This is a genomic window from Nocardia sp. NPDC050697 (genome assembly GCF_040654395.1).
Lineage (GTDB): Bacteria > Actinomycetota > Actinomycetes > Mycobacteriales > Mycobacteriaceae > Nocardia.
This window is the reverse complement of the sequence record NZ_JBFAHY010000001.1, coordinates 581,911-597,204: the sequence shown is the minus strand read 5'-3', so window position 1 is coordinate 597,204 and position 15,294 is coordinate 581,911. Positions and strand designations below refer to the sequence as shown.

The window sequence follows — 15,294 nt, the reverse complement described above, 5'->3', positions numbered from 1 at the left end:
GGTCTACCCGCCGGCGACCCGCGGCTCGGCGGCGCGCGGGAGGTGCAGGGTGTGCAGCGTCTCCGGGTAGTGGTCACCGCCGAGTTGCTCGGTGCTGAAGAGCAATTCGGTGGTGCGGGCGGCGCCGTAGCGCTTGGCCAGCCGGGAGAGCAGGAACTTGACCGCGCGGTTGCTCGCGTCGACCGACATCTCGATGCGCTCGATCGGGTGCGCGGCGGCGGCCAGCACCAGGTCGTAGAGGCGGACGGCGATATCGGGGTGCGTCGCGGCCGGGGCGATCGCGGTCTGCCAGGCGAAGTAGGTGCCGGGGTCGGCGGGGCGCAGGTAGCCGGTGAGCACCCCGGCCAGGGCGCCGTCCGCGACCGCGACGGCGCAGGTGTCGGCGAAGTCGCGGCAGAGCAGGGCGTAGAGGTAGGCGGAGTTGGTGTCCAGGCCGGGGGTGTCGCGGATCAGGCGGTGAACGGCGGCCGCGTCGGCGAGCCCGGGGTGCCTGACCACCAGCTCCCCGGTCACCGGTGCTCCGCGAAACGGCCGAGCGCGGAGCGGAATTCGTCCGCGCCGACGAGCTCGGCATTGAGCGCCGCCGCCTCGGCGAGCGCGGCATTGCGCGCCGTCGCGCCGCGCAGCGCGCGCAGCACCGGGCCGCGGGCGAAATCGGCGGTGCGCGCGCCGAGTTCGGTCTCCGCGCGTGCGAGATCGTCGTACCAGAAGTCGACGAAGCGGTGGCCGGGTTCGAGGCGAACCGTCTCCCCGGCCACCAGCAGCCGCCGGGCCAGGCCGGGGCCGAGCACGGCGGCGAGCAGCGCGGGCGGGGCGAGGTCGGGGACGACGCCGAGCCGGGGCTCCGGCAGCGCCAGCGTGACCGGCCCGGCCGCCACCCGCAGGTCGGTGAGCGCGGCCAGCTCGGTACCTGCGCCGACGATCTCGCCGGCCAGCACCGCGACCGTCACCACCGGGCTGTCGTTGAGCAGCCTCCCGACCGCGCGCATGGGCGCCCCGGCCGCGCGCAGCGCCGATTCCGGCCCGCCCCGGCGGGTGGCCCGCCCGACCGCGCCGGAGAGCCAGGCCAGGTTGTTGCCCGCCGAGAAGCGCGGGCCGCCGTGCAGCGCCACGCAGTCGACATCGCGATCGCGGTCGAGCGCGGCGGCGAGCTCAGTCCAGAACGCGCCGTCGAAGGGGCGGGTGCCGTCGAACCGGATCCAGGCCACCCGGCCGCGGATCTCGGTGCGGATCGCCGCCGGAGCGGACGTCGTCATCGGAAACCTCCTGTAGCACCAGGGCACACGGGCGAGTGCTCGCCGCGGCCAGGAATGTGTCGTCGCCGAGCGGGACGCAGAGCCAGTACGCCTCGTCGAAGCGGCCCTGCCGCGCCCGCACCCGCAGGTCGTAGCGCCAGGGCGCGTCGGCGAGGCCGCGGCCGCGCAGCTTGGCGACGGCCTCGCGCACGCTCCAGGACGCCGCCGACTCGGCCGCCGAGGCGCAGCCGAGCCTGCGGGCGAAGCGGGGCGAGATGCCCGCGGCGCGCTGCACGTCGACCCCGACCGGCGCCGGGCAGGTCGCCGCCGCCAGCCACTCGGCGTCGTGGGTGAGCGAGACGTGCGTGCCGGGCCGGGTGCAGTACGGCGCCCCGCCCGGCCGGGTGCGCACCTCGTCGTGCGCGGCGAGACCGTGGAACCCGGCGTGCCGGAACAAGATCCGGCGCACCGCGGTACTCGCCTCCCCGGCCGCGCGGCGGGCTACGGTGACCCGCACGGGGGCCGGTGTCACCGGGCGCGCGCCGTCGGCGCCGGGCCGAACCCGGCGCGCAGGATGAGCTTGCCGTTGATGGCGGCGAGCCGGTCGTTGGAGAAGTTCAGGCTGGCGCTGCGCAGATCGCGGAAGGCGCGCTCGATCCGGGTGCCCGGATCGCGCATGTAGCCGTGCGGCAGCCCGCCGATCTCGACCATGGTGTCCACCGCCGCGAAGCAGCGGGTGGCGGCGAGCACCTTGAGATCGTTGGTGCGGATGGCGAATTCGGTGCCGGAGCGGCCCGCGGCGTAGCCGGCGACGAGCGCGTCCAGCGCCAGCCGGACCGCGTCGAGGTCGCTGTGCACCGCGGCGAGCCGGCCGAGCATGAGCTCGCTCTCGCCGATCTTGCGCCGCAGCGTCGGCGCCTCCCGGATCGCCCGGACCAGCCGGTTCCCGCACTCGGTCGCCGCGCCGAGCCAGGCGGCGGCCCAGCCGATGTGCGCGAACACCCCGAAGGAGTCGCTGACCACCCGGTCGAAGCCGCCGGGGCCGCCGACCACATTGCGCTCCGGCACGGTGGCGCGCAGCCGCAGCGGCACCGAGGCGCTCTCCCGCATGCCCATGGGGTCCCAGGCCGAGCGGCCGAGCTCGACCTCGGCGGCGTCCCTCGGCACGTAGACCAGCGACGGCCGCCCGTCCGGCTCGGAGACCTTGACCAGGAAGGAATCGCAGACCTCGCCGCCGGTGACGATCGGTGCGTCCCGGTCCAGCGTGATCCGGCCGCCGGCCCGGGTGATCACCGAATCGGAGGCGCGCAGGTCGCCGCCGGAGTTGCGCTCGGTGGTGACCGAGCCGATGTAGGTGGCGCCCTCGGCCAGGGCGGGGCCGAGCTCGGCGCGCAGCTCGTCGGTGCCGTGCAGCGCGATCACGTGCGCCTGCTGCAGGTGCATGCCGACGATGGTGCCGAGCGCGGCCGAGACCCGCCCGGCCTCGTAGATCGACTCCACCAGCGGCCGCAGGTCGCGCGGGTCGGGGTCGTCGAACGCGATCGAGAGGAGCCCGGCCTCGCGGGCGAGCTTCATGGCGTCGGCCGGGAAGCGGGCGTCGCGCTCGGCGTCGTCGACCGCCTCGATCAGGGTCGCGCGCAGGTCGTCATCGAGCAACATGCTTCTCCTCGACCAGGAAGGTGACGATGGAGCCGACCGAGGCGAAGGTGTCCTCGGCGACGTCGTCCTCGTCGATCTCGATGCCGAAGGCGTCCTCCAGGGCGAAGAGCACCTCGACCACCTTCATGGAGTTCAGGCCGTAGCCGGCCAGGTCGGCGTCGCGGGGTACGTCGGCGGGGAGCGCGGGCACCTCGGCCCGGACCGAGTCGGCGACGACGGTCGCGATGCGGTCGGTGGCGGGAGCGTCGGTCTGGGTCATGCCGGTACTACCTCTCTGTGGACCACCTGGGCGCAGGTGGTGGTGACGAGCCGGCCGTCGAGCCGGATCTCCTCGGCCGGATAGGGGTGGCCGAGGAAGTTGGTGAGCGAGGCGCTCAGGCCGTACGCCCCGACATTGGGGATGGTGACGGTGTCGCCGATGGCGAGTTCGGTGGCGGACTGCTTGTTCAGCACGTCGACCGGGGTGCAGAGCGGCCCGACGATGCGTTCGGGCTCGAAACCCGTTGCGGTGTCGTCGGTTCCGATACGGGCCTGGGGCAGCCTGCGCAGCCCGGAGAGGCCGCCGAGGTGGTTCACCCCGGAGGAGAGCACCACGAAGCGCTGGCCCTTGGAGCGCTTGACGTCGAGCACCACCGTCTTCAGCACGCCGCAGCCACCGGTCAGGTAGCGGCCGGATTCGAAGGTCACCCGGGCGCCGCGGTCGCGCAGCCGCGCGGTCAGCGCCTCGAGCCGGGCGCGCAGCCCCGGCCAGTGCGGGCGGGCGCCGGGCACCGCGAAGGGGTGCCCGAAGCCGCCGCCCAGGTCGGCGATGAACTCCCCCGCCGCGTCGCCGGCGTAGCGCTCGGCGATCCGGGTGGAGATCTCGAACTGCCCGGCCAGGTCGTCCTCGGACTCGATATTGCTGCCCATGTAGAGGTGCACGCCGCGGAAGCGGTGCCCGGCCTCGATGACCTGCCGCACCACCGCGTCGGCGTCCTCCTCGTCCACGCCGAACTGCGAGGCGGTGCCGGTCATCTGCAGCCCGGCGCGCTGCGAGGCGGCGCTGGCGTTGATCCGCACCAGGATGTCCTGGCCGGTGATGCCGAGCTCGCGCATGCGGCGCAGCTCGGTGGGGGTCTCGATGCTGACGACGGCCGCCGCCTCGGCGGCCGCCCGCAGGTAGGCCGCGGTCTTGCCGGGGCCGGTGCAGACCACCTCCGCGGCGCGCCCGCTGCGGCGCCGGGCCTGGACCGCGATCGCCAGCTCGCCCTCGGAGCTGACCTCGAGCCCGGTGCCGCTCCGGGCGGCGTGCTCGACCACCGCCGGGTGCGGGTTGGCCTTCATCGAGTACAGCAGCGCGGAGCCGTCGGGGAGCTGATCGCGCAGCGCGGCGATCGCCTCCGAGACCGCGGACAGTTCGTAGACGTAGGTGCTGGTGTCGTCGTTCACTCGGGCTCGCCTTCCAGTAGCCGGGCGACCGCGCGGCGGTCGATCTTGCCGTTGTGGTTGAGGGGCAGCTCCGCCAGCGCGGTCAGGGTGGCGGGGTGCTTGGCCGGTTCGAGCAGCTCGGCCAGGTGCGCGCGCACCGCGTCGGCGGTGGCGGCGCCGCGGTAGGCGGCGGCGTAGGGGGTGTCGCCGCGCGGGGGCAGCACACACGCCTCCTCGACGCCGTCGACGGCGCGCAGCGCGGCCTCCACCTCGGCGGCGCTGGTGCGGTAGCCGTTGGCCTTGAAGACGTCGTCCAGCCTGCCCTCGACGTGCAGGTTGCCGACGGCGTCCAGGTAGCCGGAGTCGCCGGTGGCCACCCAGCGCACCCCGTCGGCATCGGTGCGGAACCGCTCGTTCCGTACCGGGTCGGTGACCGGCCAGTACCCGGCCATGACGTGCGGGCCGCCGACGTGGATCTCGCCCACCGCGCCCGCGGGCAGCGCGGCGCCGTCCGCGACGATGCGGATCTCGGTGCCGGGCAGCGCGGTTCCGCTGGCGCTGTCGTCGGCGCGCGCCGGGTCGGTGATGGCGGCGCGCTTGCACTCGGTGAGCCCGTACATGGGCACGATCCGGGCCGCGGGGGCCAGCCGGCGCAGCCCGCGCACCTGGGCCGGGGCGCAGGCGCCGCCGGTGGAGGTGATGAGCCGAAGCCCGGGCAGGGTGCGGCCGCGCCGGTCGGCGAGCCGGACGAGCGCCTCGGAGAGCACCGGCATGCTCGGCAGCACGGTGACGCCGTCGGCGGCGAGCCGGCCGAGGAGCGCGGGGCCGGCCGCGCCCTCCGGGTACAGCCGCACCACCGCGCCGGCCAGCATGGCGAGCCACACCTGGTAGAGGCCGTAGTCGAAGGTCAGCGGCAGCGGCTGGGCGATCACGTCGTCCGGGCGGTAGCGCAGGCACTCGGCGATGGCCCGCACCGCGAAGCCGACCGCGGCCGGTGGGCAGAGAATGCCCTTGGGCGTGCCGGAGCTACCCGAGGTGTAGATCAGCAGCCCGCCCGCGTGCTCGCCGTGCGCGCCGTCGGGTCCGGCCAGCGGATGCGTGCGAATCCCGTTCCCGTCGTGCGTGATCGAGAATCGGGCGCCGCAATCGGCGGCGATGGCCGCGCGGCGCCGCACCGGTATGCCGCTGTCGGCCGGGACCACGACCGCGCCGGCGCGCTGCGCGCCGATCAGGGTGGCGACGTCGCGGGCGGTGCGCCGCACCACGGCGAGCACCCGGTCGCCCGGCTCGAGGCCGGCGTCGCGCAGCGCGGACTCCACCTCGCTCGCCCAGCGGTCCAGGTCGCCCGCGCGCCACAATCCGTCCTCGTCGCGGATGCCGAAGCTCGCCGGGGCGCGGTGCAGCAGGCCGGAGAAGCCCGCGGCGGTCCTAATGGTGCTCGGCAAAGAGTTCTCCCATCGATCCGATGCTCTCGAAGGACTTCTCGGTGAAGCGGGCATAGTCGGCGGCGCGGCCCAGGTGGTCCTCGACCGCCTCGATGCACTCGGCGGCCACCAGCGAGTTGAAGCGCGGGTGGTCGCGGAGCGCGCGCAGCGCGTGGATCTCGGCGGGCGCGCTGCCCAGGTGCTCGGCCAGGTAGTGCTCGATGAGCTGCACCGGGCTGGCCGCCGCTGCCACCTCGGGCGCGGGCTCGGCGACCGGCCGCAGCGCGCGCAGCGCCTGCCGGTCCACCTTGCCGGTGGCGGTCACCGGCAGCTCGGGCAGCACGTGCACCGCGCCGGGCACCGCCACCGGCGGCAGCAGCTTGCGGCAGTGCCCGAGGATCTCGGCGGCGAGCGCGGCCGGATCGGTGGCTCCGGCGGGCTGGACGAAGGCGTCGACGCTGTCGCCGGAGGGCCGCACGACCACCGCCACGGCGCGCACCTCGCCGAGCCGCGCGACGGTGGCCTCGACCTCGTCCAGCTCGACCCGCTGGCCGCGGAGCTTGACCATGCTGTCCAGCCGGCCGTGCAGCCGCACGGCGCCGTCGCGCAGCGTCGCCTCGTCGCCGGTGCGGTACCAGCGCCTGCCCTCGGCGGCGAGGAAGCGCGCGGCGTTCTGCTCGGCGTCCAGGTAGCCGGGGGTGACCGCGGTGCCGCCCGCGAGCAGCTCGCCGCGGCCCTCGTCGGCGACGGTGCCGTCCGCGCGGCGCACCCGCAGCGCGACACCGGGGAGCTCGGTGCCGACCTCGGAGCTGTCGTGCGGGCGCCCGCGCTCCAGCCGCAGCGCCGTGATCACATTGGTCTCGATGGGCCCGTACAGGTTGTGCAGCACCGCCTCCGGGTAGGCCCGCTCGACCAGCTCGCGGCCGCGCGCGGTGAGCCGCTCCCCGGCGAACATGACGCGCCGCACCCGCGCCCGGCCGCCGGTGCGCAGCGCCGACTGCGCCACCCGCTCCAGGAAGGTCGGCACCATGTAGGCGGAGGTGATGCCGCGGCCGGCCAGGAAGGCGCTCGCCGCCTGCGGGCTGGTGCGCTCGGTCTCGCTCGGCAGCACCAGCGTGGCGCCGGCCCCGAGGCCGTGGAAGAGGTCGTGCGTGCAGAGGTCGAAGTGCAGCGGGGAGAGCAGCGCCACCCGGTCCCCCGCCTCCAGCGGGAGCTCGGTGCGGCACCAGCGCACGAAGTGGTTCAGGTTCTCCTGCGCGATGAGCACCGACTTCGGGGTGCCGGTAGAGCCGGAGGTGTGCAGGATCGCCAGCGGGACCAGCGCGGGCTGCGCGGCATTGCGCGGCAGCCGGTAGCCGCCCGGGTCGAGGTCGAGGCGCTCGACGGCCACCTCGGCGCCGTCGGCACGCAGCTGCGCCACCGGCCGCACGGCGGCGCGGAGCTGCGCCAGCCGGGCCGCGGGCAGGTCGTCCGGGACCGGTACGTAGGTGAGGTGGCCGCGGGCGCAGGCCAGCATGGCGACGACGGTTCCGGGGGCGTGCGTGCTGGAGAGCAGGATTCTGCTGCCGGTGACGGCGCCGGTCTCGCGCCGGATCCGGGCGCCGAGCGCGTCGGCGGCCGCGGCCAGCTCGGCGTAGGAGAGCACGCCGCCGGGCGACTCCAGGGCGGGCCGGTCACCGAAATCGGCGAGCCCGGCGAGCATTTCGTCGATGACGGTCGCCACGGTCACCACCGCCCCGCCACGTCGGCGTCGACGTCGAGCGCGGCGGCGACGGCGTCGATGTAGGTCGCCGGCACCGAGCGGCCGCGCTTCGCCCGCCGCAGCGCCAGGTACACAACCTCGGATGCCCGGGTCCAGGCCTCGATGGACTCGGCGAGCAGCCCGGGGCGGTAGCGGTCGTTGACCCGGCGCGCCCTGGCCAGCAGCCAGGTGTCCAGTGCCAGCTGGTCCAGGGTGAGCGTGCCCCCGCGCAGCCGCTCGCGGTATTCGGCGGTGGCGTCCGGGTCGGTGTGCGAAACCGGTTCGGCCGCACAGGCTCCGGGATCGATTACTTCGACCTTGAGGTGCCTGGTGATGGTGGCGGCGCGCCGGTCCGGCTCGGTGATCACCGTCGGGACGGCCGCGCCGAACTCGGTGATGGTGCGGTAGGGGTCGAAGGCGAGATCCGTACCGAGCACGAGGAATCCGTGCTCGATGTGTTTCTGCCCGGCGTAGGGCGTCCAGGGCATGGCGTAGGCGTCGCCGATGGCGACCAGGGCGGCGGCGGTATCCGGGCCGGGACCTTCACCCGCGTGAATCCGGACGGCGCCGGCGGCGGTGGCGCGCTCCAGCTGCCCCGCGCCGATCCCCGCGAAGGAGAGCTCCCCGCCGGGACCGGAAGCCGGTGCGGCACAGAAGTATCCGCCCAGCAGGCGGTCCGGGTCGATATCGTGCAGCGCGAGCAGGGCGGCGACATTGCCGGTCACGCAGTCGTAGTCGGGCGGGGCCGTCCGGAGCAGTTTCTCGGCGGTTCTCTCGGCGGTGTCGGCGTTCATTATCACCTCGGAGTCGGGACGGGCACGGCACAGCGAGCCCGCCGTGCCGCGGGCACGCGGAACTCGATTCGGGAGCAAGCGGCGCGCTCGGCTGCACGCCACCGATGGGAGTGGGCGATCGCGTTCGGAAGCGATCGGGGAGAGCTACCGGCCGAAGCGCCGGTGCGAATGCCGGGAAGAGTGAATTAGATTGCCGCGCAACGGCGGTGGGCCGAACGGTGTGCGTCGTTCTCGACAGTACATCGATACCCGGTCAAGTGAGCCCCCTCTGTCATGACCTTGTCGAAGCCGTAGTACCCCGAATCATGAAGCGAAACCTGGACTTCGGGATTCCTTCGGCACCTCTCCAGTCCTGCACGGCGGGTGCCGCCGGGTCAAGCGAGCCTTTTCTTCACCGGTATTGAAGGATCGGCTACATGATCGATCCCGGCCGCCTCCAGGTCCTGCGCGCCGTCGAGCTGCACGGCTCGATCTCCGCCGCCGCGCGGGTCATGCACCTGACCCCGTCGGCGGTGTCCCAGCAGATCAAGCTGCTCGCCGCGGAGACCGGTGCGCCGCTGCTCGAGCGCAGGGGCAGAGGGGTGCGGCTCACCGCCGCCGCCAGGACCCTGCTCGGCTTCGCGCACCGGGTCACCGCCGACTGGGAGCAGACCAGCGCCGCGCTGGCGCGTTCCGGCACCGGGCGGGGCGGGGAGTTCGCGCTGTGCAGCTTCGCCACCGCCATCCCGCTGCTGGCCGCGCCGGTGGCCGCCGCGCTCACCGCCGCCGACCCCGGGCTGACCGTCACCGTGGCCGAGGCCGGCACCGAGCACAGCCTGGCGGCGCTGCTGCACCGCGACGCCGATCTGGCGATCGTGGTCGCGCCGGGCAACCCGGCGCACGACGATGTCCGCTTCGAACAATCGCTGCTGCTCTCCGATATCCAGGATCTCGTTGTGCCGGAGGGACATCCGCTGGCCGCCGCCGGGCCGGTGGCGCTGGAGGACGCCGACCGGGAGACCTGGATCGAGCCGCACGGCGACCACCGCGAGCTGATCGTGGCCTTCTGCGCGCTGCGCGGCTTCGCCCCGCGCTTCCGGCACCAGGCCGACGACTGGAGCGCGGTGCTGGCGCTGGTGCAATGTGGCATGGGGGTATGCCTGTATCCCCGGATGGCACCGCTGAACACCGCGGGCGTGGTGCGGGTGCCGCTGGCCGAGCCGGCCACCGCGCTGCGCCGGGTGCTCACCTGCGTCCGGGCGGGCAGCGCCGGGCAGCCGCTGGTCGCGGCGGCGCTGCGGCTGCTGCGGGAAAGATCGGCTACGGTGGAGTAGAAGATCGTCCCCCCGTGCGTCTCGCCCGTGAATGAGCCCCCATTCCGCCCGAGGTAGAAGGGGAATCGAAGAACCATGGACGTGCAGACGTCACTCCTGCTCGGCTTCGTCGGCGTCGCGCTCGTCGCCTACCTGGTGCCCGGCCCGGACTGGCTGATGGTGATGCGCGGCGCCACCACCGGCGCCTGGCACGGCACCGTCACCGGGCTCGGCACCCAGGCCGGGCTGCTCGTGCACGGGCTGCTCGCCACCGCCGGGGTCTCCGCGCTCATCGCCGCCGCGCCCGCCGCGCTGGTGGTGATCCAGCTGCTCGGCGCGGTGTACCTGCTCTACCTCGGGGTCGCGGGGCTGCGGCAGCCCGTCGCCGCGGAGGGCGCCGCCCCGATCGGCTGGCGCGAGGCCTTCGTGACGAACCTGTCGAACCCGAAGGTCATCGTCTTCTTCGCCGCCGTCGCACCGCAATTCGTCGCCCGCGAGCACCCGGTGTGGCCCCAGATGCTGCTGCTCACCGTGATCGACGTGGTGCTCGGTATTCTCTGGTGGGCCGCGCTCGCGGTGGTGCTGAGCCCGCTGGCCGGCCGGATCGGGCCCGCCCGCATCAATACCGTGGCCTCGGCGCTGCTGGTGCTGGTCGCGGTGGGTTTGCTCGGCTACACGATCGCGGAGCATGTAGCGTAACCCCTCCATCACCTGATTGAATCGGACCGGTACACGGCGATCGGAAGAGGGCTTCATGGCTTTCGAGCGGCTCACCTGGGGTGATCTGGATACGTTGACGCGCAAGCAATTACTGGATCGGCTCGTGGTGGAGCAGCAGTACTGGCAGGGGCGGGAGCGGGCGCACATGACGGCACCCGATCTGGCCGCGCGGGCGGAGTTCGCCCGGATCCTCTTCGCGGTGGTGGCCCCGGACGGGCCCGCCTCGCAGCGGCGGCTGCCGGCGAAGTGGGTGCACAGCAAGTACGGGGCGCGGGCGGGGTACTGGAGTCAGATTCCGGGGCGGCCCGGGTCGTAGCCGCGCAGCGCGGCGGCCGCGGCGGCGCGCGAGCGGACGCCGAGTTTGGCGCGGGCATTGGCGATGTGGCGGTGCACGGTGTGCGGGCTCAGCGTCAGGCGTTCGCCGATCCCGGCGTCGGTGAGCCCGGCGGCCACCAGGTGCAGGATCTCGCGTTCGCGCTCGGTGACGGCGGCCGGGCCGGGCGGCGCGGGGCGGGAGCGCACCGGGTGGCCGAGGCCGCGCAGGGTGGCGTCGGCGACGGCGGAAGCGTCACCGCGCCAGGGGAAGTGGTCGTCGCCGGTGAGCTCGACCAGGGTCGCGCCGCGGACGCGGCGGGCCACGTCCACGCCGAGCGCGAAGGGCACCGCGCGGTCGTCGCGGCGGTGCAGCACGGTGGTGGGCGCGGTGACGGCGGCCAGGTGCGCGGTGGCGTCCAGCTCGTAGCTCTCGGCGAGGGCGCGGGCGGCCTGCTCGGCGGTGGCGGAGAGCCGCTGGAAGCGGGCGAAGCGCTCGCGCTCGGCGCTGCTCGCGCCCGGCACGAAGACATCGGCCAGCAGGCGGGAGCCGAGCCCCCAGTGCGCGGCGACCGCCTCGACCATGGCGCGGCGCGCGGGTTCGGGGGCGATATCGGCGCCGCGGGCGAAGGCGCCGTAGAGCACCAGCCGCCGCACCCGCTTCGGCAGCCGCGCGGCCAGTCCGGCGGCGACCGCCGCACCCGAGGAGCCGCCGAGCAGGGCGACCCGCTCGACCTCGAGCGCGTCCAGCAGCTCGGTGACCACCGCGATCTCGCCGTCCGGATCGGTCGTGCCCGACGCGGAGAGCCCGCGGCCCGGCTGGTCGTAGCGGATCACCGTGAAGTGCTCGGCCAGGCGCGAGATATAACCGCGGAAGAGCGGGTCCGCCCAGTTCAACGCGAGGTGACCGCACCACCAGCCGCCCATGAGCAGCGCGGGCCCCGACCCCGTGACGGCGTACGCGAGCGAGCCGCCAGCGATAGGCAGCTGGCGGACGGTCTGATCCTCGGCGCGCGGCACCTCTCGATAATGGCCCGTTCCGGCCATGCGCGGCAGCCCCGGCCCGGACCACACTGATCCCATGACCGCACCGAGCCTCGGGCAGCGCTGTTTCGCCGCCTGGTACCCCCGCTTCATGGGCCGCGTCGACCGGGCCGGGCAGGCCGGGCTGCGCCGGGCCCAGCTCGCCGCCGCCCGCGGCCGCACCCTGGAGATCGGCGCGGGCAGCGGCCTCTCCGTCCCGCACTACCCGGCCGAGCTCACCCAGCTGGTGCTGCTCGAACCCAATGCCGCCCTGCGCGAACAGCTCTCGGCCCGGGACGACCTGCCGCTCACCGTGCTCGACGGGGACGCGCACGCCCTCGGCTTCCCGGACGCGAGCTTCGACACCGTCACCGCCTCGCTGGTCTTCTGCTCGCTCCGCGACCCGGCCACCGCGCTGGCCGAGGTGCACCGGGTGCTGCGCCCGGGCGGGCGGTTCCTCTTCCATGAGCACGTGCGCGGCACCGGCGCGCTCGGCGTGCTGCAGGACGCGCTCACCCCCGTGCAGCGCAGGCTGGCCGACGGCTGCCACGCCAACCGCGATTTCGAGGCGCTGCTCGCCGCCTCGGCGCTGACGGTGACCGAGGTGTTCCACACCCGCATGCCGACCGCGCTGCCGACCATCGCGCCGCTGGTGATCGGCACCGCGGAGCGCGGGTAGCTCACTCCGGCCGCAGCGCCGCCAGCGCGAGCCGCGCGTACCGGCGCCAGACGGCCGGGTCGCGGATCTCCAGCCCGATCAGCGCCCGCGCCACCCCGGAGACCAGCACCTGCACATCCATGGCGGTGGCGTCCGGGCGCAGCCTGCCCTGCGCGCGGGCCAGCGCCACGACCTGTTCCAGCTGGTGGTCCAGCCGCTCGTCCGCCAGGCCGTCGACGCCGCTGAGCACCTCGACCATGAGCCGGTCCGCGGCGAGCCGGGCGGCGATCCGCTCCAGCAGCTCCTCCAGCGCGCGGTAGGCGTCGGTGCGGGCGGCGGTCAGCGCGGCGGCGCCGAGCTCGGTGAACCACGCCAGGTGCCGCAGCGCCAGCTCGCGCACCAGGTCGGCCTTGGTCGGGTAACTGCGGTAGACGGTGGCCTTGCCGACCCCGGCCCGCGCCGCCACCTCCGGGATGGTGGCCTCCAGCCCGTGCTCGGTGAAGACCTCGATCGCGGCCTCCAGTACCCGCTCGGAGTTGTGCTGCGCGTCCACCCGGCGGCGTCGCTGCCGCTGAGGTGCTGTCATCGCTCCGCTCCTTCGCCGAGTGTGTCCGGGGTCTCATTTGCCCAGCTCACGTGAGTTGCCGCACGTTCGGGGCGCTGAAGTGGACCCTCAAGTCCGCATCCTCCTACCCTAGACGTATCCGGACCGTTTGGTCCACAAAGGCTTGGAGGACGCGCATGGCGTGGCAGTTGTTCCGGCTGGGCCGGTGGTCGTTCGCGCACCGCAGGGCGGTCGCGGCGATCTGGGTGGTGCTGCTGGCCGTGCTCGCCGTCGGCGCGGCGACGCTCTCCGGCAAGACCAGTGACAAGTTCGAGCTGGGCGGGATCGAGTCGACCCAGGCGTTCGACCTCATCGAGGAGCGGGCCCCGCAGGCCGCCCCGGACGGCGCCACCGCGCGCGTGGTCTTCGAGGCGCCGGAGGGCCGCTCGCTGACCGAGCCCGGCTACACCGCCGCGGTCGGCACCGCGCTGCGCGAGCTCGGCACCGAGCACGTCGCCTCGGTGACCGATCCGTTCACCGGCGGCACGCTCACCGGCGACGGCCGGGTCGGCTACGCCGCGGTGAGCTACAGCAAGACCGCGAACGAGCTCACCGACGCCGACCGCTCGGCGCTGGAGAACGCCGCGCACAACGCGGAGGCGGCCGGGCTGAACGTCGCGATCGGCGGCGACGCCATGAACGAGGTCGCGATGCCGCTGGCCGAGGTCATCGGCATCGCGGTGGCGCTGCTGGTGCTCGCGGTGACCTTCGGCTCGCTGGTCGCGGCCGGGATGCCGCTGCTCACCGCGCTGGTGGGGGTCGGCATCGGCATGCTGGCGATCACCACGCTCACCGGTTTCGTCGAGCTCTCCTCCACCACACCGGCGCTCGGCACCATGCTGGGGCTGGCGGTCGGCATCGACTACGCGCTGTTCATCATGAGCCGCTACCAGAGCGAGGTCCGCGCCGGGCGCTCGCTGGAGGAGGCGGCGGGCCGCGCGGTCGGCACCGCGGGCTCGGCGGTGGTCTTCGCCGGGCTCACCGTCATCATCGCGCTGGTCGGGCTGGCGGTCTGCGGGATCGGCTTCCTGATTCAGATGGGGCTGGGCGGCGCCTTCACCGTGGCCGTCGCGGTGCTCATCTCGCTCACCCTGCTCCCCGCCATCCTCGGCTTCGCCGGTGAGCGGGTCATGAAGGGCAAGCCGCGCTACCTGGCCAAGGCCACCCCCGGCGACGAGCCGCGCACGCACGGCCGCCGCTGGGTGGAGGGAATCTCCCGCAACAGGTGGGCCGCGCTCACCGCCGGTATCGCCGTCGCCGTGCTGGCCGCGATCCCGGTCGCCTCCATGCAGCTCGCGCTGCCCGACGACGCCGGCAAGCCCGCGGGCAGCGAGGCCCGCACCGCCTACGACCTGATCGCGGAGAACTTCGGCGCGGGCGCCAACGGCCCGCTGGTCGTGGTGGTCGACACCGCGAACGCCGCCGATCCGGCCGGTGCGGTGGCCAGGGTGACCGACGAATTGCAGACCATGGCGGGCCACGCGGGCACCGACGTCGCCACCGTGATCCCCGCGCTCACCAGCGACACCCCGCAGGCGCAGCAGGCCTTCGCCCAGCAGCTCGAGGTCGTGAAGTTCGCGACCATCACGGTGATCCCGGGCTCCGGGCCGTCCGATCAGGCCACCAAGGACCTGGTCGCCGAGATCCGCGCCGCCGTCGCCGACCTGCCCGCGCAAACCGGCGCCCGCGCCCTGGTCACCGGCCAGACCGCGGTCGGGGTCGATATCGCCAACGAGCTGACCTCGGTGTTCCCGCTCTACCTCGCGGTCGTGGTCGGGCTCGCGGTCTTCCTGCTGATCGCGGTGTTCCGCTCGCTGTGGGTGCCGCTCAAGGCCGCGCTCGGCTTCCTGCTCTCGGTCGGGGTCTCGCTCGGCGCCACCGTGGCGGTGTTCCAGTGGGGCTGGCTCAACCAGCTCATCGGCCTCGACACCACCTCGCCGGTGCTCTTCATCCTGCCGATCCTGCTCACCGGCATCCTCTTCGGGCTCGCCATGGATTACGAGGTCTTCCTGGTCAGCCGGATGCGCGAGGCGTACGCACACGGCACCCCGGCCCGGCAGGCCGTGCTCGACGGCTTCGCGCACAGCGCGCGGGTGGTGGTCGCCGCCGCGATCATCATGGTCGGCGTCTTCGCGGGCTTCGCGCTCACCGACGACGTGATCCTCAAGACCATCGGCTTCGCGCTCGCCGTCGGCGTGCTGGCCGATGCCTTCCTGGTCCGCATGCTCATCGTCCCGGCCTTCATGCTGATCGTGGGCGAGCGGATCTGGTGGATGCCGAAGTGGCTGGCGCCGCTGGTGCCGACCTTCGATATCGAGGGTGAGGGGCTCACCAAGCGGCTCGACGCCCCCGCGGATGCCGCCGAGCCGATTCCCGCGCTGCGCTGAGGTCGTTCGTGCGGCCCGCTCCCGGAATCCGGGGGCGG

General features: G+C 74.0%; 16 protein-coding genes. 5 read left to right on the top strand and 11 right to left on the bottom strand.

Annotated elements, in window-relative coordinates; translation table 11 throughout:
* Positions 1 to 3 precede the first annotated feature (3 nt).
* The 9 genes from AB0H71_RS02970 to AB0H71_RS02930 are packed head-to-tail and all read right to left on the bottom strand — an operon-like array spanning position 4 to position 8,260.
* Positions 4 to 513 (bottom strand): GNAT family N-acetyltransferase, encoded by a 510-nt coding sequence (locus AB0H71_RS02970; protein ID WP_357014287.1) that lies wholly within the window; start codon positions 511 to 513, stop codon positions 4 to 6.
* Complete coding sequence (locus tag AB0H71_RS02965; protein ID WP_357014285.1) at positions 510 to 1,256, bottom strand: enoyl-CoA hydratase/isomerase family protein; 747 nt, start codon at positions 1,254 to 1,256, stop codon at positions 510 to 512. The genes AB0H71_RS02970 and AB0H71_RS02965 overlap by 4 nt, the downstream gene beginning before the upstream one ends.
* Positions 1,153 to 1,752 carry a hypothetical protein gene (locus AB0H71_RS02960; protein WP_357014284.1) on the bottom strand — a complete coding sequence of 200 codons (600 nt, stop codon included), beginning with the start codon at positions 1,750 to 1,752 and terminating at the stop codon, positions 1,153 to 1,155. The genes AB0H71_RS02965 and AB0H71_RS02960 overlap by 104 nt, the downstream gene beginning before the upstream one ends.
* A gap of 11 nt (positions 1,753 to 1,763) precedes the next feature.
* Positions 1,764 to 2,894: an acyl-CoA dehydrogenase family protein gene (locus AB0H71_RS02955; protein WP_357014282.1), complete on the bottom strand. Its 1,131-nt coding sequence runs from the start codon at positions 2,892 to 2,894 to the stop codon at positions 1,764 to 1,766.
* On the bottom strand, positions 2,881 to 3,153 hold the full coding sequence (locus tag AB0H71_RS02950; protein WP_357014280.1) for a phosphopantetheine-binding protein: 273 nt from the start codon (positions 3,151 to 3,153) through the stop codon (positions 2,881 to 2,883). The genes AB0H71_RS02955 and AB0H71_RS02950 overlap by 14 nt, the downstream gene beginning before the upstream one ends.
* Positions 3,150 to 4,322 carry a type III PLP-dependent enzyme gene (locus tag AB0H71_RS02945; RefSeq protein WP_357014278.1) on the bottom strand — a complete coding sequence of 391 codons (1,173 nt, stop codon included), beginning with the start codon at positions 4,320 to 4,322 and terminating at the stop codon, positions 3,150 to 3,152. The genes AB0H71_RS02950 and AB0H71_RS02945 overlap by 4 nt, the downstream gene beginning before the upstream one ends.
* Entirely contained in the window at positions 4,319 to 5,746 is a 1,428-nt protein-coding gene (locus tag AB0H71_RS02940) for an AMP-binding protein (RefSeq protein ID WP_357014276.1), read from the bottom strand. Before AB0H71_RS02940 ends, AB0H71_RS02945 begins: the two co-directional genes overlap by 4 nt.
* The gene (locus AB0H71_RS02935) at positions 5,730 to 7,448 is read right to left on the bottom strand and encodes an AMP-binding protein (RefSeq protein ID WP_357014274.1); all 1,719 of its coding nucleotides are present in this window, start codon (positions 7,446 to 7,448) and stop codon (positions 5,730 to 5,732) included. The genes AB0H71_RS02940 and AB0H71_RS02935 overlap by 17 nt, the downstream gene beginning before the upstream one ends.
* Before the next feature lie 2 nt (positions 7,449 to 7,450).
* Complete coding sequence (locus tag AB0H71_RS02930; protein WP_357014272.1) at positions 7,451 to 8,260, bottom strand: hypothetical protein; 810 nt, start codon at positions 8,258 to 8,260, stop codon at positions 7,451 to 7,453.
* A 416-nt stretch (positions 8,261 to 8,676) separates the two neighbouring features.
* Between AB0H71_RS02930 and AB0H71_RS02925 the strand changes: the two genes are divergently transcribed.
* From AB0H71_RS02925 to AB0H71_RS02915, 3 genes are all read left to right on the top strand, one after another.
* Positions 8,677 to 9,573, top strand: a complete 897-nt coding sequence (locus AB0H71_RS02925; RefSeq protein ID WP_357014271.1) for a LysR family transcriptional regulator — start codon at positions 8,677 to 8,679, stop codon at positions 9,571 to 9,573.
* Positions 9,574 to 9,654: 81 nt separating this feature from the next.
* Entirely contained in the window at positions 9,655 to 10,251 is a 597-nt protein-coding gene (locus AB0H71_RS02920; RefSeq protein ID WP_357014269.1) for a LysE family translocator, read from the top strand.
* Positions 10,252 to 10,306: 55 nt separating this feature from the next.
* Entirely contained in the window at positions 10,307 to 10,588 is a 282-nt protein-coding gene (locus AB0H71_RS02915; RefSeq protein ID WP_357014267.1) for a hypothetical protein, read from the top strand.
* On the opposite strand, the gene AB0H71_RS02910 is transcribed toward AB0H71_RS02915, so the two are convergent.
* Positions 10,561 to 11,667: an alpha/beta fold hydrolase gene (locus AB0H71_RS02910; protein WP_357014266.1), complete on the bottom strand. Its 1,107-nt coding sequence runs from the start codon at positions 11,665 to 11,667 to the stop codon at positions 10,561 to 10,563. The two genes, AB0H71_RS02915 and AB0H71_RS02910, sit on opposite strands and share 28 nt — an antisense overlap.
* Between AB0H71_RS02910 and AB0H71_RS02905 the strand changes: the two genes are divergently transcribed.
* Positions 11,666 to 12,286 carry a class I SAM-dependent methyltransferase gene (locus AB0H71_RS02905; RefSeq protein WP_357014264.1) on the top strand — a complete coding sequence of 207 codons (621 nt, stop codon included), beginning with the start codon at positions 11,666 to 11,668 and terminating at the stop codon, positions 12,284 to 12,286. The genes AB0H71_RS02910 and AB0H71_RS02905 overlap by 2 nt on opposite strands.
* A gap of 1 nt (position 12,287) precedes the next feature.
* Here AB0H71_RS02905 and AB0H71_RS02900 read toward each other — a convergent pair whose 3' ends face one another.
* The gene (locus tag AB0H71_RS02900; protein ID WP_357014263.1) at positions 12,288 to 12,851 is read right to left on the bottom strand and encodes a helix-turn-helix domain-containing protein; all 564 of its coding nucleotides are present in this window, start codon (positions 12,849 to 12,851) and stop codon (positions 12,288 to 12,290) included.
* Between the two features lie 155 nt (positions 12,852 to 13,006).
* On the opposite strand from AB0H71_RS02900, the gene AB0H71_RS02895 reads away from it, so the two are divergent.
* Positions 13,007 to 15,256, top strand: a complete 2,250-nt coding sequence (locus tag AB0H71_RS02895) for an MMPL family transporter (RefSeq protein WP_357014261.1) — start codon at positions 13,007 to 13,009, stop codon at positions 15,254 to 15,256.
* Positions 15,257 to 15,294 lie beyond the last annotated feature (38 nt).